This is a genomic window from Phenylobacterium sp., from assembly GCF_030680185.1.
In the GTDB taxonomy this organism is placed as follows: Bacteria; Pseudomonadota; Alphaproteobacteria; order Caulobacterales; family Caulobacteraceae; genus Phenylobacterium.
Window position 1 is genome coordinate 1 of sequence record NZ_JAUXVZ010000013.1, and the last position, 22801, is coordinate 22801.

Annotated in this window: 27 protein-coding genes and 1 pseudogene; 9 read left to right on the plus strand and 19 right to left on the minus strand. The window is 68.9% G+C overall.

Features of this window, described 5'->3' with window-relative positions; translation table 11 throughout:
- Together Q8L83_RS02825 and Q8L83_RS02830 are read left to right on the plus strand one after the other, a co-directional pair.
- On the plus strand, positions 1 to 1089 hold a 1089-nt coding region (locus tag Q8L83_RS02825; RefSeq protein ID WP_305284633.1), incomplete at its 5' end, for a cytochrome b N-terminal domain-containing protein.
- A 6-nt stretch (positions 1090 to 1095) separates the two neighbouring features.
- On the plus strand, positions 1096 to 1938 hold the full coding sequence (locus tag Q8L83_RS02830; RefSeq protein ID WP_305284634.1) for a cytochrome c1: 843 nt from the start codon (positions 1096 to 1098) through the stop codon (positions 1936 to 1938).
- Between the two features lie 52 nt (positions 1939 to 1990).
- Here Q8L83_RS02830 and Q8L83_RS02835 read toward each other — a convergent pair whose 3' ends face one another.
- Complete coding sequence (locus tag Q8L83_RS02835) at positions 1991 to 2779, minus strand: hypothetical protein (protein ID WP_305284635.1); 789 nt, start codon at positions 2777 to 2779, stop codon at positions 1991 to 1993.
- A gap of 119 nt (positions 2780 to 2898) precedes the next feature.
- Here Q8L83_RS02835 and Q8L83_RS02840 point away from each other — a divergent pair, with 119 nt between their 5' ends.
- Together Q8L83_RS02840 and Q8L83_RS02845 are read left to right on the plus strand one after the other, a co-directional pair.
- Positions 2899 to 3426: an adenine phosphoribosyltransferase gene (locus Q8L83_RS02840; RefSeq protein ID WP_305284636.1), complete on the plus strand. Its 528-nt coding sequence runs from the start codon at positions 2899 to 2901 to the stop codon at positions 3424 to 3426.
- Positions 3427 to 3429: 3 nt separating this feature from the next.
- Complete coding sequence (locus tag Q8L83_RS02845) at positions 3430 to 3957, plus strand: DNA-deoxyinosine glycosylase (protein WP_305284637.1); 528 nt, start codon at positions 3430 to 3432, stop codon at positions 3955 to 3957.
- 4 nt (positions 3958 to 3961) lie between these two features.
- Here Q8L83_RS02845 and Q8L83_RS02850 read toward each other — a convergent pair whose 3' ends face one another.
- The 10 genes and pseudogenes from Q8L83_RS02850 to lgt all read right to left on the minus strand — a co-directional run.
- Positions 3962 to 4654: a dienelactone hydrolase family protein gene (locus tag Q8L83_RS02850; protein ID WP_305284638.1), complete on the minus strand. Its 693-nt coding sequence runs from the start codon at positions 4652 to 4654 to the stop codon at positions 3962 to 3964.
- Entirely contained in the window at positions 4651 to 5322 is a 672-nt protein-coding gene (locus Q8L83_RS02855; protein ID WP_305284639.1) for a dienelactone hydrolase family protein, read from the minus strand. The genes Q8L83_RS02850 and Q8L83_RS02855 overlap by 4 nt, the downstream gene beginning before the upstream one ends.
- 66 nt (positions 5323 to 5388) lie before the next feature.
- On the minus strand, positions 5389 to 6486 hold the full coding sequence (ychF, locus tag Q8L83_RS02860; RefSeq protein WP_305284640.1) for a redox-regulated ATPase YchF: 1098 nt from the start codon (positions 6484 to 6486) through the stop codon (positions 5389 to 5391).
- Between the two features lie 71 nt (positions 6487 to 6557).
- Entirely contained in the window at positions 6558 to 7184 is a 627-nt protein-coding gene (pth, locus tag Q8L83_RS02865; protein ID WP_305284641.1) for an aminoacyl-tRNA hydrolase, read from the minus strand.
- 108 nt (positions 7185 to 7292) lie between these two features.
- On the minus strand, positions 7293 to 7919 hold the full coding sequence (locus Q8L83_RS02870; RefSeq protein ID WP_305284642.1) for a 50S ribosomal protein L25/general stress protein Ctc: 627 nt from the start codon (positions 7917 to 7919) through the stop codon (positions 7293 to 7295).
- Between the two features lie 123 nt (positions 7920 to 8042).
- On the minus strand, positions 8043 to 9077 hold the full coding sequence (locus Q8L83_RS02875) for a hypothetical protein (RefSeq protein WP_305284643.1): 1035 nt from the start codon (positions 9075 to 9077) through the stop codon (positions 8043 to 8045).
- A gap of 128 nt (positions 9078 to 9205) precedes the next feature.
- Positions 9206 to 10141 (minus strand): ribose-phosphate pyrophosphokinase, encoded by a 936-nt coding sequence (locus tag Q8L83_RS02880; RefSeq protein ID WP_300572532.1) that lies wholly within the window; start codon positions 10139 to 10141, stop codon positions 9206 to 9208.
- A gap of 83 nt (positions 10142 to 10224) precedes the next feature.
- A complete protein-coding gene (gene pgeF / locus Q8L83_RS02885) occupies positions 10225 to 11007 on the minus strand; it encodes a peptidoglycan editing factor PgeF (protein WP_305284644.1) in 783 nt (260 codons plus the stop codon).
- Positions 11004 to 12071 carry a class I SAM-dependent methyltransferase gene (locus tag Q8L83_RS02890; RefSeq protein ID WP_305284657.1) on the minus strand — a complete coding sequence of 356 codons (1068 nt, stop codon included), beginning with the start codon at positions 12069 to 12071 and terminating at the stop codon, positions 11004 to 11006. The genes pgeF and Q8L83_RS02890 overlap by 4 nt, the downstream gene beginning before the upstream one ends.
- 67 nt (positions 12072 to 12138) lie before the next feature.
- Positions 12139 to 12972, minus strand: a pseudogene (lgt, locus tag Q8L83_RS02895) (prolipoprotein diacylglyceryl transferase); the annotation flags it as partial.
- Positions 12973 to 13086: 114 nt separating this feature from the next.
- Between lgt and Q8L83_RS02900 the strand changes: the two are divergent.
- The 3 genes from Q8L83_RS02900 (at position 13087) to proC (ending at position 14827) form a co-directional block, all read left to right on the plus strand.
- On the plus strand, positions 13087 to 13317 hold the full coding sequence (locus Q8L83_RS02900; protein ID WP_305284645.1) for an accessory factor UbiK family protein: 231 nt from the start codon (positions 13087 to 13089) through the stop codon (positions 13315 to 13317).
- Positions 13318 to 13465: 148 nt separating this feature from the next.
- Positions 13466 to 13969, plus strand: coding sequence for a YbjN domain-containing protein (locus tag Q8L83_RS02905; RefSeq protein ID WP_305284646.1), 504 nt, complete (start codon positions 13466 to 13468; stop codon positions 13967 to 13969).
- A 63-nt stretch (positions 13970 to 14032) separates the two neighbouring features.
- The gene (gene proC, locus Q8L83_RS02910; RefSeq protein WP_305284647.1) at positions 14033 to 14827 is read left to right on the plus strand and encodes a pyrroline-5-carboxylate reductase; all 795 of its coding nucleotides are present in this window, start codon (positions 14033 to 14035) and stop codon (positions 14825 to 14827) included.
- A 4-nt stretch (positions 14828 to 14831) separates the two neighbouring features.
- Here the strand turns inward: proC and Q8L83_RS02915 are convergent, their stop codons facing one another.
- Both Q8L83_RS02915 and Q8L83_RS02920 read right to left on the minus strand, forming a co-directional pair.
- Entirely contained in the window at positions 14832 to 16178 is a 1347-nt protein-coding gene (locus tag Q8L83_RS02915) for an ATP-binding protein (RefSeq protein ID WP_305284648.1), read from the minus strand.
- Positions 16178 to 16885, minus strand: a complete 708-nt coding sequence (locus Q8L83_RS02920; RefSeq protein WP_305284649.1) for a response regulator — start codon at positions 16883 to 16885, stop codon at positions 16178 to 16180. The genes Q8L83_RS02915 and Q8L83_RS02920 overlap by 1 nt, the downstream gene beginning before the upstream one ends.
- Positions 16886 to 17028: 143 nt before the next feature.
- On the opposite strand from Q8L83_RS02920, the gene Q8L83_RS02925 reads away from it, so the two are divergent.
- The gene (locus Q8L83_RS02925) at positions 17029 to 17916 is read left to right on the plus strand and encodes a branched-chain amino acid aminotransferase (RefSeq protein WP_305284650.1); all 888 of its coding nucleotides are present in this window, start codon (positions 17029 to 17031) and stop codon (positions 17914 to 17916) included.
- 75 nt (positions 17917 to 17991) lie between these two features.
- Here the strand turns inward: Q8L83_RS02925 and Q8L83_RS02930 are convergent, their stop codons facing one another.
- The 6 genes from Q8L83_RS02930 to Q8L83_RS02955 form a co-directional block, all read right to left on the minus strand.
- Complete coding sequence (locus Q8L83_RS02930) at positions 17992 to 19086, minus strand: tetratricopeptide repeat protein (protein ID WP_305284651.1); 1095 nt, start codon at positions 19084 to 19086, stop codon at positions 17992 to 17994.
- A 102-nt stretch (positions 19087 to 19188) separates the two neighbouring features.
- Entirely contained in the window at positions 19189 to 19593 is a 405-nt protein-coding gene (locus Q8L83_RS02935; protein WP_305284652.1) for a hypothetical protein, read from the minus strand.
- A gap of 57 nt (positions 19594 to 19650) precedes the next feature.
- The gene (locus Q8L83_RS02940; protein ID WP_305284653.1) at positions 19651 to 20157 is read right to left on the minus strand and encodes a hypothetical protein; all 507 of its coding nucleotides are present in this window, start codon (positions 20155 to 20157) and stop codon (positions 19651 to 19653) included.
- Positions 20158 to 20160: 3 nt separating this feature from the next.
- Entirely contained in the window at positions 20161 to 20565 is a 405-nt protein-coding gene (gene folB, locus Q8L83_RS02945) for a dihydroneopterin aldolase (RefSeq protein ID WP_305284658.1), read from the minus strand.
- 37 nt (positions 20566 to 20602) lie between these two features.
- Positions 20603 to 21337, minus strand: coding sequence for an SDR family oxidoreductase (locus Q8L83_RS02950; RefSeq protein ID WP_305284654.1), 735 nt, complete (start codon positions 21335 to 21337; stop codon positions 20603 to 20605).
- A 29-nt stretch (positions 21338 to 21366) separates the two neighbouring features.
- Positions 21367 to 21564, minus strand: coding sequence for a hypothetical protein (locus tag Q8L83_RS02955; protein WP_305284655.1), 198 nt, complete (start codon positions 21562 to 21564; stop codon positions 21367 to 21369).
- 166 nt (positions 21565 to 21730) lie between these two features.
- Between Q8L83_RS02955 and Q8L83_RS02960 the strand changes: the two genes are divergently transcribed.
- Positions 21731 to 22801: aldehyde dehydrogenase family protein (locus tag Q8L83_RS02960; RefSeq protein WP_305284656.1), on the plus strand; the 1071-nt coding region annotated here is incomplete at its 3' end.

Consider the following 22801-nt stretch of genomic DNA (forward strand, 5'->3'; position numbering starts at 1 on the left):
TCGGTCGAGCGCATCATGCGCGACGTGAACTACGGCTGGCTGGTGCGCTACATGCACGCCAACGGGGCCTCGATGTTCTTCATCGCGGTCTACATCCACATGTTCCGCGGCCTCTATTACGGGTCCTACAAGGCGCCCCGCGAGGTGCTGTGGATCCTGGGCTGCATCATCTACCTGCTGATGATGGCCACCGCCTTCATGGGCTACGTCCTGCCCTGGGGTCAGATGAGCTTCCACGGCGCGGTCGTGATCACCAACCTGTTCGGCGCCCTGCCGATCGTGGGCGAGGCCATCACCACCTGGCTGTGGGGCGGGTTCGCGGTGGACAACGCCACGCTGAACCGCTTCTTCTCGCTGCACTTCCTGCTGCCGTTCATGATCGCCGGCGTCGTTGGCCTGCACATCTGGGCGCTCCACGTGCCGGGGAACAACAACCCGACCGGCGTGAACGTGAAGTCCAAGGCCGACACCGTGCCCTTCCACCCGTACTATACGGTGAAGGACGGCTTCGCGATCGTGCTGTTCCTGATCCTGTTCGCCAGCTTCCTGTTCTACAATCCGAACGCGCTGGGCCACGCCGACAACTACATCCCGGCCAACCCGCTGGTGACACCGACCCACATCGTGCCCGAATGGTACTTCCTGCCGTTCTACGCGATCCTGCGGGCGGTGCCTGACAAGCTCGGCGGCGTGATCCTGATGTTCGGCGCCATTGCGGTGCTGTTCGTCCTGCCCTGGCTCGACACGTCCAAGGTGCGCTCCATGCGCTACCGGCCGACGGGCAAGCTATACTTCCTGATCTTCGTCCTGGCCTGCCTCGTGCTCGGCTATTGCGGCGGCCAGCTTCCCGACAACCACGTGATCCCCGGGCTTTCGACGTTCACCCTGATCGACGCCGACCTGAACAGCATGGTCTGGCTGTCGCGCTTGGCCACGCTCTACTACTTCGGCTACTTCCTGGTGATCCTGCCGCTGCTTGGCCTCACCGAGACGCCGCTGCCCCAGCCGGAATCGATCTCCACGCCTGTCCTGTCCCATCCGGCGAGCACGCCGGCCGGCGCGACCGCTGCGCCTGAAAAGAAGGGTTGAGCCCAGATGCTGCGTAAAGGTATCGCTCTGGCCGCGCTCGGCCTGGCCCTGGTGGGCGGCCCCGCGCTCGCCGCCGGGGAGGCTGCGACCCCCAAGCACGTGGACTTCAGCTTCAAAGGCCCGTTCGGCAAGTTCGATCAGGCTCAGCTGCAGCGCGGCTACAAGGTCTATCGGGAGGTCTGCGCGGCCTGCCACAGCATGGACCTGATGTCGTTCCGGAACCTCGGCCAGAAGGGCGGGCCCTTCTACGATCCGAACTACAGCAACCCCAACGACAACCCGTACGTGAAGACCATCGCGGCGGAATATCAGATCAACGACATCGACTCCGAAACCGGTGACGTGATCCAGCGCCCCGGCACCTCGGCCGACGCCTTCCCCAACCCCTTCCCCAATGAGGCGGCGGCGCGGGCGGGCAATGGCGGGGCCCTGCCGCCGGACCTGTCGGTGATCGCCAAGGCGCGTCACCATGGGGCCGACTACATCTACTCGCTGATGTCCGGCTATCGCGATCCGCCGGCTGGCCTGCAGGTGGCGCCGGGCCAGTATTACAATCCCTATATGGCCGGCGACACGACGCCGTTCTGGACGGGTGAAGGCCATGCGCCCCCCGGGGGCTTCATCGCCATGCCGCCGCAGCTGGCGCCGGACAAGGTGACCTTCGACGACGGCACGCCATCGACCATCGATCAGCAGGCCAAGGACGTCGCGGCCTTCCTGGCCTGGGCCGCTGAGCCCAAGATGGAAGAGCGCAAGGCCTTCGGCTTCGGGGCGATGATCTACCTCGTGATCTTCGCCGGCCTGCTCTATGCGAGCTACCGCCGCATCTGGCGCAACGTCGCCCACTAAGGGCGCGCGCCCGCACCATGATCAGCCCGCCGGATCGCTCCGGCGGGCTTTTTCATGGGCGCTCTGCCGGGATCAGCAAAATGCGCCCGGCAGGGAAATTGAAGCGAAGCCGCCAGCGCTGCAGGACGCCGGGGCCGACGGCGCTGACCTCGTCCCCGCTCAGCCCGACTTTCAGGGTCTCGAAGAGTTCGCCGCCCATGGACAGGGCGCGCAGGTCGGCGCGGCGCGTCTCGAAGGGCGCGAGGGACTCCGGCTCGGACACGCCCGTGAGGTCGACCTCGCCCGGCGCCAGGCGCACGGCGGCGGCGAGGCCGGTGGAGGCCGCCAGGCTGATGCGCCGCGACGTCCGTCCATCGCTGAGCGCGGCGGTTACGACCGGCCGTCCAGCCGCCCATTGCAGCGCCTGGGGCGCCGCGCCGCGCCCGGGCGCCGGCGCCTCGGCGGGCGCATGAAGCTCGACCCGGCAGGGTCGGAAATCGACGTCCACGATCACCGCCCTCAGCACGTCGGCCCCGATGACGCCGGCGATGGGGGTGGGGAAGGCGTAGGTGCGCGCGTCCTGGCTGACGATCGCCAGGTCGCGGTCGGGAAAGCGGAAGCCGCCGATGTCCACGTCGCCATGCGCAGAGTCGCCGCTCAGACCCATGCCCTGGGCGCGGGTGTCATGCAGTTCTGTGCGGGCGGCGCCGGTGTCCAGGATGTAGTCGCCGGCCGCGCCTGCGACATTGGCCGGCGCCACGATCACGCCGTGCTCGTACCAGCAGGCCAGCGGCGCGGCCGTGGCCAGCGCTGGCGCCAGGGCGAGGACCGCGGCGAGGGACCACACATTCGGGACGATCATCGGGCGTCTCACACACGACCAGCCTGGCCGCCGGGCGCCGACCATAGCCAAGGCCGGCCGCCTCGGCGATAACCGTCGCACTGGGCCGCGCGCGCGGCCGCCCGGGCGGGAGCGAGACCTTGGACCTTAGATCAACCATCCGCACCATTCCCAACTATCCCAAGCCCGGCATCCAGTTTCGCGACATCACCACCCTGCTGGCCGACGCCCGGGCCTTCCGCCAAGCGGTGGATGAACTGGTCCAGCCGTTCGCGGGGCTGAAGATCGACAAGGTGGCCGGGATCGAGGCCCGCGGCTTCATCCTGGGCGGCGCCGTGGCCCACCAGCTGTCGGCCGGCTTCGTGCCCCTGCGAAAGAAGGGCAAGCTGCCGCACAAGACCCGGTCGGTGGAATACGCGCTGGAATATGGCTCCGACGCCCTGGAGGTGCATCTGGACGCCTTCATGACAGGCGAGCGCGTCATGCTGGTGGACGACCTGATCGCCACCGGCGGCACCGCCCTGGCCGCGGTGGATCTGCTGCGGCAGGGCGGGGCGGAGATCGTCGCGGCGGCCTTCGTGGTCGACCTGCCCGACCTGGGCGGGGCGGCGCGGCTGGCGGCGGCCGGCGTTCCGGTCTCGACCCTGGTGGCCTTCGAGGGCGAATAGGCGTTGGCGTCCCGTCCGTCCGCCGAGAAGGCCCTGGAGGCGGCGCTGAAGTCGTCCTTTCCCCCGGTTGTGGACGCCGACACCCGGCTGCTGATCCTCGGCAGCCTGCCCGGCGAAATGTCTCTTCAGCGAGGCCAGTACTACGCCAATCCCCGCAACCAGTTCTGGCGGCTGATGGCGACGGTGACCGAAAGTCAGATGCCGGACGCCTACGACGATCGGCTGGCCCACCTGCTGCGGCGCGGGATTGGCCTCTGGGATACGGTCAAGGCGGCCCGTCGCGTGGGAAGCCTGGACGGCGCCATCCAGGCCGCCCAGCCCAACGCCCTCCAGGATCTGGCGGCGGGCCTGCCGAAGCTTTGCGCCATCGGCTTCAACGGGGGCACGGCCGCCCGCATGGGGCGCGCCCAGCTCGCCGAGGCCGCTGGCCTCGCCCTAGTGGCCCTGCCGTCCAGCAGCCCGGCCTTCACCCAGCCCTTCGAGGTGAAGGCGGCGGCCTGGCGGCGACTGCGATCCTACATTCGGGCCTGAAGCCTCAGGCGCCTTCACCCCGGCCGCCGCCGTTGCGCGTGAAGAGTTGCAGGGTGCGCAGGCGGGCCAGACGCGCGGCGTCGGGCTGGTAGTCCTTGCGCCGGTCCGAGGCGAAGCCGTGGCCTGCGTCGTACATGTGCACCGGAATATCCGGATGGCGGGTCCGGATCTCCTCCACCCGTTCCATCGGGATCGAGGCGTCGGTCTTGCCGAAGTGCAGGATGGTTGGGCAGCGGGGCGTCTCGTCGACCAGCTCGGTGATCCGCCGGCCGTAGAAGCAGGAGGCCGCCGCCACGCCCTCACAACGGGCCGCCACGGCCCAGCTCGCCGCTCCGCCCCAGCAGAAGCCGGCGACGAAAACCGGGCCTGAGAGGGCGTCTATGGCGCTCTGAGCATCGCCTGCGACCTGGTCCCAGGGGGCGGCCTGGGACAGGGCTATGGCCCTGGCCATGTCGTCGGGCTCATAGGTCGCCTCGAAGCCGCGCTGCTGGCGGTCGAAGAAGGCCGGCGCGATCACCTCATAGCCATCCTCGGCGAAGCCATCGGCCACCTCGCGGATATGGTCGGTGACCCCGAAGATCTCCTGGATCAGCACCAGGCCGCCCCGACGGGCGTCGCCGGGGGCGACATGATAGGCGTCGAAGGTGAAGCCGTCGGCGCGACTCGCCAGTTGGATCGTCTCGCCGGCCCGGCTCATACGCTTTCGAACAGTTCGCGGGTGCGCAGGCGGGCGAGGTCGGCGGCCTCTTCGTGATAACGCTCGGGGCTCTCATTGTTGAAGCCGTGGCCCGCGCCCTCATAGATATAGACCGGGACCTCGGGGTGGGCGGCCTTGACCGCAGCCTCGACCTCATCGGCCTTGATGCCCGGATCGGTGTGGCCGAGATGGACGATGACCGGGCAGGCGAGCGGCAGTTCGGCATTGGCCTTGACCATGCTGCCGTAATAGCTGGATGCGGCCGCGATCCCCTCGACCTTGGCGGCGCTCAGCCAGGCGAGAGAGCCGCCATAGCAGTAGCCGACCACGCAGACCTTGCCGCGGGGGGCCAGGAAGTCGCGGGCCGCGGCGATGTCGGCCAGGGCCTGCTCCATGGGCGTGGCCCGGGCATGGGCGATGCCCGCCGCCATGCCTTCGGAATCGTGGCCCACCGAAAAGCCCCGCTCGCGGCGATCGAAAAGGCTGGGGGCGATTGCCTCGTAGCCGGCCTTGGCCCAGCGCTCGACATCGGCGCGGACATATTTGTCGACCCCGAAGATCTCCTGCAGCACGATCACGCCGCCCTTGCGCGGCGTGAACGGCGCCTCGTGATAGGCCGACAGCTCATAGCCGTCGGCGGCGCTCTTCAACGTGATGGTGTCGCCCATTGGTGTTCTCCCTTGGCTCAAGCCTAGGGCCACCGACGGGCGCCTGTCACGCCCCCTCGACGGCGCCTAGACGTTGAACCGGAAGTTCATCACGTCGCCGTCCTGGACGACGTACTCCTTGCCTTCCTGGCGCAGCTTGCCGGCGTCCCGGGCTCCGGACTCGCCGCCGAACTTCACATAGTCCTCGTAGGCGATGGTTTCGGCCCGGATGAAGCCCTTCTCGAAGTCGGTGTGGATCACGCCGGCGGCCTGGGGCGCCGTGGCGCCGACCGGAATCGTCCAGGCCCGGGTCTCCTTGGGGCCGCAGGTGAAATAGCTCTGCAGGCCCAGCAGCTTGAAGGCCTCGCGGATCATGCGGTTGAGGCCCGGCTCCTCGAGGCCGAGGGTCTCCAGGAATTCCGCCCGCTCGGCGGCGTCCAGCATGGCGATCTCGCTCTCGATCTGGGCGGAGATGACCACGCTCTCGGCGTCGTCGCGCTTGGCCCGCTCGGCGACGGCGGCCGACATTTCATTGCCGGTCCCGGCCGCGCCCTCGTCCACATTGCAGACATAGAGGGTCGGCTTGGCGGTCAGCAGCTGCAGCATCCGCCAGGCTTTTTCGTCGTCCTCGGAGATCTTGGCGACGCGGGCCGGGCGGCCGGCGTTCAGCTCTTCGAGGGCCAGCTTCACCAGGCGCAGGGTGTTGGCGCTTTCCTTGTCGCCGGTCTTGGCGCGCTTATCGAGATTGTTGACCCGCTTCTCCAGGCTCTCCAGGTCGGCCAGCATCAGCTCGGTCTCGATGATCTCGAGGTCCGCCAGGGGATCGATGCGGCCCTCGACATGGGTGATGTCGTCGTTGACGAAGCAGCGGGCGACGAAGGCCACGGCGTCGCAGTCGCGGATATTGGCCAGGAACTGGTTGCCCAGGCCCTCGCCCTTGGAGGCGCCACGCACGAGGCCGGCCACATCGACGAAGTTGATGCGGGCCGGAATGATCTCCTTGGAGCCGGCCACCTTGGCCAGCGCCTCCAGGCGGGGCTCTGGCACGGCCACGTCGCCGACATTGGGCTCGATGGTGCAGAACGGATAGTTGGCCGCCTGGGCCGCCGCGGTCTGGGTGAGCGCATTGAACAGGGTGGACTTGCCGACATTGGGCAGGCCGACGATGGCGACTTTGAGAGCCATGGAGTCCTCGGAGAATTGGAGCCGGGGCCGTCTTAGCCGAGCCGGCCGGGATTGTCGTCAGCGCGACGACCTTAAGGCGCGTCGCGGCCTTGGCGCTGCTGGCGGGTGTCGGCCTTGTCGGCCGGGGCCAGACGCATGACCTCGGCCTGATACTTCTCGTCCTCGCCGGCCGCCAGCAGGGGTGCGGCGTCGGCGCAGGCCCGCAGGAGTTCGCTCAGCCAGCCCTGCTCGACCTTGTGGAAGTCCGACAGCACGTGGCCCTGGACCAGCTCCTTGTGGCCGGGATGCCCGACGCCGAGCCGGGCGCGGCGAAAGTCGGGACCGACCTGGCCGGTGATGGAGCGGATGCCATTGTTGCCGGCTGCGCCGCCGCCGGCCTTCATGCGAAAGCGGCCTGGCGCCAGGTCGATCTCGTCATGGAAGACGACCAGGTCTGACGGGGTGAGCTTGTAGAACTTCAGCGCCTCGCCCACGGCGTTGCCACTGTCGTTGTAATAGGTCTGGGGCTTGAGGATCAGGGTGCGAACGGGACCCTGCGGCGTCTCGATGGCGCCTTCGCGGGTCAGGCTCTGAAAGCGTGACCGCTCAGGGCCGAAGGACCAGCGCCGGGCGATCTCGTCGACCGCCATGGCGCCGACATTGTGCCGGTTGCCGGCATAGCGGCCGCCCGGATTGCCCAGGCCTGTGAGGATCAGCATGCGACCCTCCACGACAGATGGGCGCTCGGTGGACGGATCCGAAAGCGGAGCGTCGTCAAGGGCGGGCCTGGCCCGGTTCAGATGAGGCCATCTGAACCGGAAAAGGATTTAGGCCTCGGTCTCGCCGGTCGGACCGGCGGTCTCGGCGTCGGCCGCAGCGTCTTGCGCCGCTTGGGCCGAGGTGCCGGCCAGGGTGGCGATGACGAAGTCGCGATCGACGGTGGCTTCCACGCCCTTGGGCAGGTCGAAGCCCGAGATGCGGATGGTGTCGCCGATCTCGAGGCCGGTCAGGTCGAAGATCAGCTCTTCGGGAATGGCGTCGGCCGGGCAGGAGAGTTCGACGTCGTGACGCACGACGTTGAGGGTGCCGCCCCGCTTCAGGCCCGGCGATTCTTCATGGTTGATGAAGTGCACGGGCACCGAGATCTTGATCTGCTGGTGCGCATCGACCCGGTAGAGGTCGAAATGCCACGGCTCGTCGGTCACCGGATGCATGTCGATCGCCTTGGCGATGACCGGCTGGGTTTCCTTGCCGTACTTCAGGGTCACCAGGTGGCCCAGCAGCTTGCCGGTGTAGAGCGCCTTGCGGAACTCATTGGCCGGAACCGAGATCGCCACAGGATCCTTGCCGCCGCCATAGAGCACGCCAGGGACCTTGCCGCTGCGGCGCACAGTGCGCGCGGCGCCGGTGCCGGTTTGCTCACGAACTTCAACGTTCAATACGATATCGGCCATCGCCTTGCCTCAAAACGAAACCGCCGCGCGAACCCGCGCGGCGAGGGCGCGATCCCTGGGGGGGATCGGAAGGTGGGCGTAATTACACAGAAGTTGCCCGCCTTGCAACGGCGGCGGAGGCCTTCAGTGCTTTTTCGCGCCCGCAACGGCCGCCGTCTCCGACACCGCGCCGGTTTCCGCCACCTGGACCACGGCCGCAGCCTTGGTGGGATCGGCCAGGCCGGCCCCCTTCATCAGGCATTGACCGGTGTCCATCAGGGCGTGCTGGCCCAGGCAGAACACGTCCTCATAGTGCGGCTTGGACACCGCCAGGCACTGATAGAGGTTGAGCTTGGCCATGTTCAGGCAGGAGGCCGAGGTAGGCTCGACCATCACGGCGGTCAGCAGGTCGGCGCGATTCTCGCCGGCCTCACCCAGCACGGCCAGGGCGGCGACCGCCAGGCTGCGCGCCACCATGCGGCTATAGGGGGGCTCGGCCGGCGCGGCCGAGAGTTCCAGAACGCCGGCGCCGATGGCGGCCTGCTGCAGGCGCGCGGTCTCTTCCAGCTCGCCGACAATCGGGGTGGCCGAGAGGGCCTTGGCCTGCGAGAGGCGCAGGGCGCGGTTCTCGACCTCGGCCTTGGACCATTTGGTCTTCTGGACGTCATAGGCCGCCTGCTTGACCGCCGAACCGGTCTCGAACAGCCGCTTGCCCTCGGCCCCATAGGCCGCGATCACCAGGCCCGCGGCGCCCTTGGCGCCGGGAAGGGTGGCGGCGTAGTTGGGATCGGCCACCAGATCGGCGAACATCTTGTTCCGCGTCTCGGGATTGATCGAATAGCTGCGAACCGCGGCGACGAACTCGGCGTCCTGCAGGGCGGCCACGGCGCCATAGGCCACCGCGCCCTTCAGGAACTGGATCGGCTCATAGGCGGCGCCGGTCTTAAGCGAATCGGCGATCTCGGACCCATCGTCGAAGGCCGGCGAGATGGCCGAGGACCGGGCCATATAGAATCGATAGGCGCTGGCCTGTTCGATCAGCGAAGGGGCCAGGGCCACGGGCGGCGGGGGCGGGGCCGCCACCGGCTCGGGCTGGGGGTCTGCGCAGCCTGCCAGGGCGGTTGCGCCGATCAGAGCGAACGCGGTGAGAGCGCCGCGGAGGCTGAAGGCCGAGCTCATGGGTGGTTCATCCCTAAACGAAACGCCGCCGAACATAGCACGTCCGGTCCGGCGAGATCATGGCCCGAACTTGGTAAACTACTGTTTACCAAGCTCTACCACTGGCCTCCCGCCACAGGCGAGCCTGTCTAGTCGAAGAGCTTGGAAACAGACTCTTCGTTGGCGATGCGTCGAATGGCCTCGCCGATCAGGGCCGCGCAGCTCACGTAACGGATCTTGTCGGCCGAGGCCGCCCGCTCGGGCGAGCTTATGGAGTCGGTCATCACCAGCTCCTTCAGCACCGAGGCGCCGACCCGCTCGATGGCCGCGCCCGACAGCACCCCGTGGGTGACATAGGCTGAAACCTCCGAGGCGCCGCCGTCCACCAGGGCCTGGGCGGCGTTGCACAGGGTGCCGCCCCCGTCGATGATGTCGTCGAACAGCACGCAGCGGCGGCCTTCGACATCGCCGATAATATTGGCCACTTCGCTCTTGCCGGGGCCAGAGCGGCGCTTGTCGACAATGGCCAGTTCGGCGTTCAGGCGGCTGGCCACGGCCAGGGCGCGAACCACGCCGCCCACATCGGGCGAGACGATCATCAGCTCGTCGGGCTTGGGATAGTGGGCCTTCATGTCATTGGCCAGCAGGGGCGCCGACAGCAGGTTGTCGGTGGGGATGTCGAAGAAGCCCTGAATCTGGCCCGAGTGCAGATCCATGGTCAGAACCCGGTCGGCGCCGGCGCGGGTGATCAGGTTGGAGACCAGCTTGGCGGAGATGGGCGTGCGGCCGCCGGTCTTCCGATCCTGCCGGGCATAGCCGAAATAGGGCATCACCGCCGTGATCCGCCGGGCCGAGGCGCGCTTCAGCGCGTCGATGCAGATCAGCAGCTCCATCAGATTGTCGTTGGTCGGGTAGCTGGTGGACTGGATGACGAAGACGTCCTCGCCGCGGACATTCTCGTCGATGGTCACCCAGACCTCGTTGTCGGCGAACCGTTTCACCTGGGCCTTGGTCAGGGGGATGTCCAGGTGGTCGGAGACGGCCTGGGCGAGAGCCTGGTTTGAATTGCCCGCCAGCAGCTTCATGAATTCTCCCGAGGTCGGTCCGCGTCGGTCAGGCGGGCTTTAATCCAGGGGGCCGACCCGCGGCAACCCCTGGCGAGGCGGCGCTACAGAACGATGGCCGACAGCAGCCGCCCATAGTCGGCCTCGCCCAGGTGAAAGGCGCGCCGATTGGAAAAGAAATGGTCGGCCTCGGCGCAGGTGTCGCGGCCCACCCATTCGCATTTGGCGACCCCTGCGGCGGCGAGCTGAGCCAGCACGAAGGCCGGCAGGTCGAACATGCGCTTGTCCGGGGTTTCGCCTGGGGCGAAGAACCGCCCGTTGTCGCCATCGACGGCCGTGAATTGGTCGAGGAATTCCAGGCCCACCTCATAGGACTTTGGCCCGATGCAGGGACCGACGGCGGCCAGGATGGCGTCGCGCCGCGCGCCCAGGCTTTCCATCTTGGCGACCGTATCGGCGACCACTCCGCCCAGGGCGCCCTTCCAGCCGGCATGGGCGGCGGCGATGACGCCAGAGGCGAGGTCAGCCAGCAGGATGGGGGCGCAATCGGCGGCCAGGGCGGCGCAGATCAGGTCCGGGGTCCGGGTCACTACGGCGTCGGCCTCGGGCCGGGCCGCGCCCCAAGGGCGCTCGGCGATCTCGGCGCGGGCGGAATGGATCTGATGGCAGGTGTTGAGCGCCTCGTGAGGGAGGCCGAAATGGGCGGCGGCCCGCCGACGGTTCTCGGCCACATCCTCCGGGGAATCGCCTGAGCCCGGCCCCACATTGAGAGACGTATAAAGGCCGGTGGAGACCCCGCCCTGACGGGTGAAGAAGGCGTGGCGCACGCCGGCGGCCTCCAACAGGGGCGAGGTGATCACCGGCAGGGAAACAACAGCGTCGGTCATGATCCGTCGGCCTCGAAGGCTGGAGGGGCAGGGCCTGACCCATGCAGGCACAGGACCTTGAAAAGGGCGCCCATCTGATCCTGGGCGGTCAGCCGGTCGAATTGTCGACCGATCTGGGCGGCGCGCGCCGGCTGGGCTGCGGCCAGGGCCTGGGCCCGGGCCTCGATCCCCATGCGGCGCAGAAACTCCGCCTGGGTCAGCAGGGGCGCGGCGGTGGCCCCCTCGGCCTGGGCCGCCTGCGCGACGGCCAGGAAATCCGCATGGAAGGTCAGGTCCGCCTGACCAGGACAGGCCAGGGGATCGACCTTTTCATGACCTTGGAGCGCCTGAAAGGTGTCGCCGCTCGGTTCGCCCGCCGCCGGGCCATAGTCGATCAGCAGGGCCGCCCCGCCGTCGGCCGCCAGCCGCGCGCCGATCTGCGCCCCCAGGGCCTGCTGGGCCGGCGAGGTTTCAAAGACCTCGCCCACCTCGCCATCGCGGCCCTCGCGGGGCAGCGCGCTGGAAAGGCCGAAGACCAGCTCGCCCGCCGCGTTCAGGCCGACCATGCGCTCGGCCCAGCCCTGCTCGGTGCGCACGAACTGCTGGGTCGGCAGACAGTCCAGAAGCTCGTTGGCCACAAGGATCATCGGCGCGCCCTCCGGCACGCCGTCCAGGCTGTCGGCCCATTGGGCGGAAGCCTGCGCCAGGCGTTCGGCCTGGAGCGCCCGCAGGGGCGCAGAGACCTCGACCAGCCAGAGATCGGCCGCCTCCAGAAAGCCAGGGACAATGCCTCCGGCCCGCAACAGGTCGGCCATCAGGGTTCCGTCGCCAGGCCCCATCTCGACCAGCCGGAACGGCGAGGGCGATCCCATGGCCTGCCAGGTCGCCGCGGCCCACAGGCCGATCAGCTCGCCGAACATCTGGCTGACCAGCGGAGCGGTGATGAAGTCGCCGTCCGCCCCAAGCCCAGGCCGGGTGGCGTAATAGCCCGCCTGCGGGTCGTGCAGGCAGATGGTCATGTACTGGGCCAGGCTCAGCGGTCCGGTGGCGGCGATCTGGGCCGCCAGGCGTTCACGCAGGTCCATCGGCGCCGGGAGCCGGGCGGATGCGGAAGGGGTCATCCTTGGGATCCTGGCCCACCGGCGGCGGCGGAGCCGGCGTCTCGGCCGCGGCGACCGGCTCCGGCACGGGTTCGCGCAGGCCGCGCCAGATCAGATAGGCGCCGCCCAGCAGCATGGGCAGGCTCAGCATCATCCCCATGGTCAGGCCGAGCGGGAAGTCAGGCAGGTAGCTGTCGGGCTCGCGCACCTGTTCCACCAGGGTGCGGAACACCGCATAGCCGATCAGGAACAGGCCGGCCACGGCGCCGCGGCGCTCCAGCCAGTGCGCCCTGTGGGTGGCGATGCGCAGGATGATGAAGAGCGCGATCCCTTCGAGCAGGGCTTCATAGAGCTGGCTCGGATGGCGGGGATAGGGTCCGGCGCCCGGGAAGATCACCCCCCAGGGCGCTTCGGTGGGCCGCCCCCAGAGCTCGCCGTTGATGAAGTTGGCGATGCGCCCGAAGAACAGGCCGATGGGCGCGCAGGCCGCCACCAGATCGCCGAGCCTCAGGAGATCCACCCCATTGGCGCGGGAGAAGCCGATGATGGCGATGATCACCCCAAGCGCGCCGCCGTGGAAGCTCATGCCGCCGTGCCAGACCTGCAGGATCTCGACCGGGTTCGTCCAGATCACCGAAGGCGTATAGAACAGGATGTAGCCCAGCCGGCCCCCGCCGATAATGCCCAGGGTCACCCACAGGATCAGGTCGTCGATCTGGACCGGCGTGGCGGCCGGGCCGCGGGCGGGCGCCAGGCGCGGATTGCGCACCATGGCCACCACATAGCGCCAGCCGATCAGGATCCCGGCGACATAGGCCAGGGCGTACCAGCGGATGGCGAAGGGCCCGATCTGGATCAGAACGGGATCGAATTCGGGGAAGGGCACCGGCAAGTTCTCCAGCCAATTCGCGCCTGTTTAGCCGAGAAGCTCTTCGCATTCATCCCCCGGCGCCCCATATTGCGGGGGCGCGGCGGCCTGTCCCGCGCTTTAGAGCCGACGATGCAGACCCAAAACCCTTTCCTCGACGAAATCGCCAAGCTGACGACGGCGGCCATGGGCATGGCCCAGGCTGCGAGCGAGGAGGCCAAGTCGGCCTTTCGCGCCCAGGCCGACCGCGCGGCGGCCGAACTGGATTTGATCCGACGCGAGGAGTTCGAGGCCTTGAAGGCCGAGGTGGCCGCCCTGCGCGGAGAGCTCGACGCCCTGCGCGGACAGGGTTCCGACGCCTGAAACAGGGCGTTCACGAATACGCGAACGAGGCTCGCGCCCGGGAAGAAGCCGGTGACAGCAAGCCCGCGAAGCAGATTAGTTTCATGACTGCCGGTGAGTCGGTCGGGCCTCGCGCCTGATCCACCGCAGCGAAAGGACCGTGGGTTCCATGGATATGCCCCAGCCCGACGAAGACATCATCCTCGGCCTCGATCCCCTCGATGTCGTCGAACATGTGCTGACCGCCGAGAACCTCGAATTCGACCGCACCGAAGACGGCGACCTGGCCTTCACCCTGGCCGGCGAGTGGAAGGACTACGAACTCTGGTTCGCCTGGCGGCCCGAGGCCGACTGCCTGCAACTCTGCCTGGCGCTGGGCCATACGGTGGAGACGGCTGCGCGCGCGCCGGCTCACGAACTGGTGGGCTTGGTGAACCAGCGCCTGTGGCTTGGCCATTTCGAGCTGTGGGACGAGGGCGAGATCGTCTTCCGCCACGCCATGGCCCTGACCAGCGCCGAGCGGCCCAGCCTGTCCCAGGCTGCGGCCATGATCGACATTGCGGTGGAAGGCGCCGATCGCTTCTTCCCGGCCTTCGACTTCATGGTCCGCGGGGCCAAGACCCCGGCCGAAGCCATGGCCGCCTGCATGTTCGAGACCGTCGGCGAAGCCTGAGGGCCTCGCGCCCCTGGGAACCCTTCGCTAGAACCCTCCCGTCGCAGACCGAGGGAGGATCCGATGGGGCCATTGCTGATGCTGGGTGCCGGCCGTATGGGCGGGGCGCTGATTTCCGGATGGCGTCGTGCGGGCCTGCTGTCGCCCGCCGATCTGATGATCCGCGATCCCTATCCCGGCGATGAAGCCAAGGCGGCGATCGCCGACGGCGCCCGCCATGATCCTGATATGGCCGCCATGGGCCGGGCCGAGATTGTCCTGCTGGCGGTGAAGCCCCAGCTCTGGCGCGAGGCGGCGGGCGAGGTGAGCCAGGCCCTGGCGGCCGACGCGATCATCGTCTCCATCGCCGCGGGCGTGCCGGCGGCTGAGATTTCCAAGGCCTTCGGCGGGCGCGCTGTCGCCCGGATCATGCCGACCACGGCCGCGGCCATCGGCCAGGGCACGGCCAGCCTCTACGCCACCGATGCGAGGGCCGGCGCGCAGGCCAAGGCCCTGTTCGCCGCCGTCGGCGCGGTGGTCGAGCTCACCGACGAAGACCTGATGCACGCCGCGACCGCGGTCTCGGGTTCGGCCCCGGCTTATCTCTACGCCTTTGTCGAGGCGCTCGAGGCCGCCGGCGGCGCGGCCGGCCTGCCGCCGGAGCAGGCGCAGCGCCTGGCCCGCGCCACGATCGCCGGCGCCGCCGCCCTGCTGGCCGACAGCGGCGAGGAGCCCGCCGAACTGCGCAAGCAGGTCACCTCGCCGGGCGGCACCACCCAGGCGGCGCTGGAGGTGCTGATGGGCGAGGGCGGACTTGGTCCGCTTCTGGAGCAGGCGGTCGCCGCAGCGACCCGGCGTTCGCGCGAACTGGGCGCCTGAGGCTTTACGCCGGCAGCCGGATCGCCGCCCGCAGGCCGCCCAGGGGCGAGCGGTCCAGCAGGACCTCGCCGCCGTGGCCGCGGGCCACGTCGCGGGCGATGGCCAGGCCCAGGCCCACGCCCTTGATGTTCTGATTGCGCGCCTCGTCCAGTCTGTTGAAGGCCTTGAAGGCGTCCTCGTGCTGGGCGGCCGGAATGCCCGGGCCATCGTCGTCCACGGCGATCTCGACCCCGCCCGAGGGGAGGCGCCGCGCGATCATCTCCACCCGCTCGCCATGCACGGCGGCGTTCATCACCAGGTTGGAGATCGCGCGCTTCAGGGCATTGGGCCGCACCCGCGCGGTCAGGTCGTCGGGCGCCTCGATCCGAACCGTGGCGCCGGCGCGGATCGCGCCTTCGGCCACCTCGGCCAGCAGGGGGGCGAGCACGACCTCCTCGACGGACTCGCCGCCCTCGCCGCGGGCGAAGGCCAGATACTCGTCGATCATGTGCTCCATCTCGGCCAGGTCCCGCTTCATGTCGGCGGTGCGCGCGCCCGGCGGCGCCAGGGCGAGCTCCAGCTTCAGGCGGGTGAGCGGCGTGCGCAGGTCGTGGCTGACCGAGGCCAGCAGGGCGGTGCGCTGTTCGATATGGCGCTGGATGCGCGACTTCATGGACAGGAAGGCGTGGGCCGCCTGACGGACCTCGCGGGCGCCGTGGGGCTTGAAGCCCTGATCGTCCACCCCGCGGCCGAAGGCGTCGGCGGCCGAGGCCAGGCGCTCGATGGCCCGGGTCTGGTTGCGGATGAAGAGGATGGCCACGGCGGTCAGCAACAGGGTCGCCACGGTCATCCAGAGGATGAAGATGTGCCCCTGGGTGGCGAAGGCCCGGTCCCGGGGCGCCAGGACCCGCAGCACGCCTTCATCCACCTGCACGCGGATGTCCACATAGGCGGGGTAGCGGGTGGTGTCGAACCAGAAGGGGGCGTCCAACCGCTCGGCCAGGGCGCGCTTGAGGGCGCGATCGACCGGGGCGAAGAAAGAGTAGCGCCGGTTCTGGGGCAGCACCCGCCCCTCCTGCAGGACGATGGAGAGGCTCAGGGATTCCTCGGCCCGCCGGGCCAGGACGGCGAAGGCCTCGGGGCTCTTGTCGTCCTGATACCCCTCGACCGCCCAGGCTACTTCCCCGGCCAGGCCATCGGACAGGCGGCTGGTCACCGTGTCCCAGTGGGCGTCGAAGAAGATCCAGGTCACCGCCACCTGCATCAAGGCGACCGGCAGGACGATGATCAGCAGGGAGCGGCCGAACAGGCTGGTCGGCAGTTGGCGCTTGATCAGTCTGGTCAGATATCTGGGCGTGACCCTGAGGCGCATCAGTCGGGCGCCAGCATATAGCCGACCCCACGGACGGTCTGGAGATAGCGGGGGGCCTTGGGGTCCGTCTCGATCTTGCGGCGCAGGCGGGTGACCTGCACATCCACCGCCCGGCCAGAGGGATCGACCGTGTCGCGGGCCAGTTCCAGGCGATCCACGGGTTCATGCGGGGTCTGGGCCAAGCGTCGCAGCAGGGCCGCCTCGCCTTCGGTCAGGCGGACGGGCGCTCCGTCCTGGCTGAGTTCGCCCCGCGCGGGATCGAAGCGGCAGAGGCCTAGCGACAGGGCTGCGCCGCCCGGCGCCCGCTCGGCGGTGCGTCGCAGGATCGCGCCGATCCGCAGCAGCAGCTCCTGCGGCTCGAAGGGCTTGCCCAGATAGTCGTCGGCGCCGACCTGCAGCCCCTCGATCCGGTGCTCGGCCTCGCCGCGGGCGGTCAGCATCAGGACCGGCGTGCGCCCGGCCGCCCCGCTGCGGCTGCGCAGCCAGCGGGTCAGGGACATGCCGTCTTCGCCGGGCATCATCACGTCGAACACCGCCAGATCGAAGTCCAGGCTCTCCAGCAGCCGCCGCGCGCCCTCGCCCCCGGACGCCGTGGTGACGCGATAACCCTCGCGGCTGAGGAAGGCCTTCAAGAGATCACGGATGCGATCATCGTCGTCGACCACCAGCAGATGCCGGGCGGGGCTAGAGGTTTCGGCGAGGCTCATGCGCATGCGGGCTCCCCGGTGAACGCGGCGATCAGGATAGGCCGCTCGCGGGCGCGCCGCCATGCCAGGGCGTCGCCATTTCGTTTGACGCGCGCGGCTTGCAGCGCTGTAAGGGGGACGCATTGAAAGGAGGCTCTACGCCTATGTCTCTCGTTCCCTTTGACGATCGCGACGGATGGATCTGGCTGGATGGCCAGTTCGTGGCCTGGCGCGAGGCGAAGGTGCACGTATTGACGCACGGCCTCCACTACTCCTCGGCGGTGTTCGAAGGCGAGCGGATGTATGGCGGCGAGATCTACAAGCTTACCGAACATACCGAGCGCCTGTTCAAGTCGGCGGAAATCCTCGATTTCGAAATCCCGTTCACGGTGGCCGAGATCGATCAGGCCTGCAAGGACACCTGCGCCAAGAACGGCCTGACCGACGCCTATGTCCGCCCCATCGCCTGGCGCGGTTCGGAGATGATCGGCGTCTCGGCCCAGGACACCAAGATCCACGTGGCCGTCGCGGTGTGGGAATGGCCGAGCTATTTCAGTCCGGCCGAGAAGGCCAAGGGCATCCGCATGTGCTGGGCCAAGTACAAGCGGCCCTCGCCGGAGACCGAGCCAGTCCACGCCAAGGCCACCGGCCTCTACATGATCTGCACCATCTCCAAGCACGCTGCGGAGAAGGAAGGCTACACTGACGCCATGATGCTCGACTATCGGGGCTATGTGGCCGAGAGCACCGGGTCGAACGTGTTCTTCGTCAAGGACGGGGTGCTGCATACGCCCACCCCCGACTGCTTCCTGAACGGCATCACCCGCCAGTCGGTGATTGCGCTCGCCAAGGCCAAGGGCTTCGAGGTGGTCGAGCGCCACATCAAGCCGGAGGAACTGGCTGGCTTCACCGAATGCTTCGTGGTCGGCACGGCGGCCGAGGTGACCCCGGTCTCGCAGATCGGCGAGTACAACTTCACCCCGGGCAATATCTCGCTCAGCCTGATGGACGACTACGCCAAGATGGTCCGCCGGGAACTCCAGCCGGCCTGATCGGTCGTGGTTTGAACCTGAACCCAACGCCCCCTTCGCCCGCGCGAAGGGGGCGTTTTCCGTTGGGCGCGCAACTCAGGCCTGGATGCGGGCTTCCAGCTCTTCCAGCCGCTGGCGGGTGCTGGCCAGGTCCGCCCCATAGCGGCCGGCGTCGGCCAGGGCCAGTTCGGCGGCCAGGGCCTCGCTTTCCCGATAGAGATCGAGCGCCCGGCTGCGGTGGCCCCGGTCCTCGCGGGCGTCGGCCAGCCGCTCCAGGGCGATGGACAGGGCGCGGCGGGCCTCGGCGGTTCCCCCTTGCGCTACGTCGCGGCGCAGGGCCACGGCGGCCTCATAGCTGGTCACGGCCGCGTCGAGACGATGCTCCTCATAGGCCATGTCGCCGACATTGATCAGGGCGTCGGCGATCAACTCGGGCTGGTCGGTGAGCCGCGCATGGGCCAGGGCCAGGTCATAGGCCTCGATGGCGTCGTCGGTCTTGCCCTGGGCGCGAGCGAAGTCGCCGGCGTCCTGGGCGGCCAGGGCGTGCTCGCGATCATCCTGCGCCAGGGCGCCGACCCGCCGTAGGGCCAGGGCCGCCGGGCCCCAGGCCTCGTCCTGGGCGTGCCGTCGCAGGGCGGCGCGCGCCGCGTCGAAGTCGTCCGGCGGCGGAGCCTCGCTGGGTTCGGGCGTGGGCTCCGGTTCGGGCTCGACCGGCGCGGCGGCGACGGCGGGCTCGGGCGCGCCTTCGGCGTGGACGGCGATTGGCGGGGCCGGTTGCACGCCCGTGTCCAGCGCCAGGGGGAAGGGCGCAGGTTCGGCGTCCAGGGGCGGCGCCTGGAGACCAGCCGTCGGGCTCGGCGTCGCGAAGGGCGTGGGTTCGTCCGACGGATCACGCTCGGCGTCCTGGCTCTGCGCGATGTCGATCAGCGGGGCCAGCGGGTCCCGGGCCTTGGGCCGTTCCGGCGCGCGCAGCAGGGCGGCTGCGGCGATCGCCGTCCCGAGCAGGCCGGCGGCGACGCCGACCCCCAGCCGGGCGCCCTCGAAGGCACCCAGAGCCACGGCGGGAATCTGTCCGTCGAGACCGCCGGGATTGAGGATCACATAGGCCACAGCCCAGAGGGCCAGGGCCAAGACAAGTCCGATGATCCGACCCAGCATGCGATCCCCCAAGCCCATCTTCGTCAAGGTCAAGCTTGCCTGCCGGATGCCTGCAGGCTCAAGCCGTTGCAACCCGTGGGGGACCGGGGCGGGCGGTCAGCCCCTGGCCGCCACGCCCCTGGGCGTTCGGCGCCTTCAGATCAGCCAGTTGTTGGGACGGGGATAGGCCTCGCCGCGGGCCAGATAGATGACCCCCAGGACGCAGCGCACGGCGAACCAGACGCCGACCGCGCCCATGATGAACACGCCCAGCATCACGGCGGGAATGCCGATCAGCACGATGGAGAGGGGAATGCCGAACAGCACCATCACCCCGCCGATCACGAACCAGCCGATCGAAAGCCAGAAGGTGCGGATCAGGAAGGTGTAGTGGCTGGCCATCATCGGACCGGCCCCGCCGCGATTGGCGTAGGCGATGATCAGGCCGATGAGGATGGTGATGCCGTTGGCCAGGCCGAGCAGATAGAGCCCGTAGACCACCGCAGGCATGGTGCGGTCCTCCGAGGGGGCGGCCGGGGTCATGACGTCAACGTCGCTCATCTCTGGCTCCTTGAAGCGTTCGAGGCGATCTTGGGGCGCCGGGCGCGCGCGAGCACCTTAATTCGTCGTTATGCGCCCTGGCCGACCGATCCAGGGCAGAACCGCCGCAGCCAGGATCAGGACAAAGACCAGGCGCGCCGCCAGCGCCAGGCCCAGCGCCCAGGCCCCGATCAGGCCGGCGGCGCCAAGCACCGCCACGGCGCCAGCGCCGCAGAGCGTGATGGTCCAGATCACCATCTCGGCGCCCTGCGGTCGGGCCTGACCCATCCGGACCTGAGGCGCCGCGGCGGTCGCTTGCGCGGCCAGGGCTTCGGTCAGGGCGATGAAGCTGTCCTCGCGCCTTTCCAGCTTCAGGCCAGAGGCGAAGCTGCGGGCGGGGATGCGCGCCCGGCCCTTGGCGAAGTCGGCCTGGGCCAGGCCATCGGCGATGGTCAGGCGGCGCAGTCCGGACAGGGGAAAGCGACGAACCCGCGCGCCGCGGCGCTCGACCAGATCGCCGGCGTCCAGCGTCCATTCGGTCACGGGCAGCAGCGGGGAGATGCGGGCCCTGTGGACCGTCGTCATGGCTCAGGACCGGACGAGGACGACCTCGACCCCGGCGCTGGCCGCATGGGGCGCCAGCGCCATGGGCTTGTCCACCCGCACCCGGGCGCGGGTGACCCTAGGATCGGCGAGGCAGGCGCGGGCCAGTTGTTCGGCGAAGGTCTCAACCAGGCCGATATGGCCGGTGTCGACCAGGGCGCGGGCGGCCTCGGCCACCAGTTCGTAGTTCACCGTCTCCGACAGGTGCTCGGCGCCGGCGATGGCGGCGTCCAGCTCCACATCGATGATCAAGGGCTGACTGCGGCCGCGCTCGTGGGCGTAAATCCCGACAAAGGCGTCCACCTTCAGGCCGGAGACGAAGATCTTGCTGGCCACCACCCGGGTGACGCCGGCGTCCTGGGGCTGGTCGGGTTCGGTGACGGGCGACAGGACCAAGGGCGCGCCTTCCAGGGTTTTGCGGCGGGGGTCAGGACAGATGCTGACCGGAATCTATGGCGATCATCTGGCCCGTCACTGACGGAGCGTCAATGAGGTAGCGCAGGGCCTGGGCGATCTCGGCGGGGTCGACCGCGCGGGCCAGCAGGGTGGCGGCGGCTTCCTGCGCAAAATCCTCGCCGTCCTGGTGGATGGAGGGCAGGACCGGCCCCGGGCCGATGCCGTTGACCCGGATCTGCGGCGCCAGGGCCTGGGCCATCATGCGGGTCGCCTCCCACAGGGCGGCCTTGCTGAGGGAATAGGAGAAGAAGGCCGGCTGGGTGCGCAACACGCGCTGGTCCAGGATGTTGACGATCAGGCCGCGGCGGGGGCCGGTGATCCGCCGGGCGAAGGCCTGGGCCAGAACCAGGGGACCGCGGAGATTGGTCTCCATGTGCAGATCCCAGGAGTGCCGGTTCATCGAGGCGAAGGCGTCCTCCTCGAAGACTGAGGCGCAATTGACCAGCAGGGTCACGGGGCCAAGCTCGGCCTCGACGGCGCTGACCAGGGGGGCGGTCTCCGATTCCTTGCGCAGGTCGCTGGTGACCAGGGCGGCCTTGCGCCCCTTGGCCCGAACCTGGGCGGCGACGGATTCGGCGTCGTCGTCGATCACCCGGCAGTGGATGGCCACGTCGAAGCCGGCGTCGGCGCAGCTCAGCGCCAGGACTCGCCCGATGCGGCGCGCCGCCCCGGTGACCAGGGCCGCCCCGCGCGGGGGCTCAACCAAGCGCCGAGGCTCCGGTCTGCATCATTCGATCAGTCCAGCCGGCCGAACTCGTAGAAGTTGATGGCGCCGACGACGACCAGGAAGACCAGGATGGTGAAGATCGCGACCATGGAACAGCTCCGGAAACGATAGGGGTCCGCAGGACCAAGACTCCTGGGCTTTAACGAGGCCCGCGCCGCCTCGCAAGCCAAGGCGGCGCCGATGGGAATGCGAAAGGCGTCGGCCATGGTTGCGGCCGGGCCTCAGGCGGGCCACCTTGGGTTGGCAGGCAAGGCGCGGACCCCGCGCAGCCGGATTGATGTTCCCTTGGTGAACGTCGATCACTAAAATGCTTGTTTGAAACGGCGCGCCGTGGAGCCGGCGCCTGATAAATCTAGGGTCCAGGAGGACGGCATGCGCGAATATCTGAAATTCTATATCGACGGTCAGTGGGTCGAGCCGGTGGCGCTCAAGACTCTCGACGTCATCAATCCGGCCAATGAAGAGGTCGCCGGCAAGATCGCGCTCGGCGCCGAGGCCGATGTGGACAAGGCCGTGAAGGCCGCCCGCAAGGCCTTCGCCACCTGGTCGCAGACCACCCGCGAAGAGCGCCTGGACGTCATGCAGCGGGTCCTGGCCGAGTACCAGAAGCGCTTCGGCGACCTGGCCAATGCGGTGACCGAAGAAATGGGCGCCCCGGCCTCGCTGGCCCAGCGCGCCCAGGTGCCGGCCGGCATGGGCCACCTGGCCACCGCCATCGGCATCCTCAAGGACTTCAAGTTCGAGGAAGACCGCGGCACGACGATGATCGTCAAGGAGCCGATCGGGGTCTGCAGCTTCATCACGCCCTGGAACTGGCCGCTGAACCAGATCATGTGCAAGGTCGCCCCGGCGCTCGCCACCGGCTGCACCATGGTGCTGAAGCCTTCGGAAGTAGCGCCCTTCACCGGCCAAATCTTCGCCGAGATCATGCATGAGGCCGGCGTGCCGGCTGGCGTGTTCAACATGGTCCATGGGGATGGCCTGGGCGTCGGCGTGCCGCTCTCGACCCATCCGGAAGTGGACATGGTGTCGTTCACCGGCTCGACCCGCGCCGGCATCGAGGTGGCCAAGAACGCCGCCCCGACCGTCAAACGCGTGCACCAGGAACTGGGCGGCAAGAGCCCGAACATCGTCCTGGACGACGACGTCTTCGCCAAGAGCGTGGCCGGCGGCGTGCGCCAGATCATGACCAATTCCGGCCAGTCCTGTAACGCGCCCACCCGGATGCTCGTGCCGTCCAAGCGTATGGACGAGGCGATCGCGGTGGCCAAGGAAGCCGCCGCCCAGGTCACGGTGGGCGAGCCCACCGGCAACGCCATGCTGGGCCCGGTGGTCTCCAAGACCCAGTGGGACAAGATCCAGGATCTGATCCAGAAGGGCATCGACGAGGGCGCCACCCTGGTGGCCGGCGGGACGGGCCGTCCCGAGGGCCTGGACAAGGGC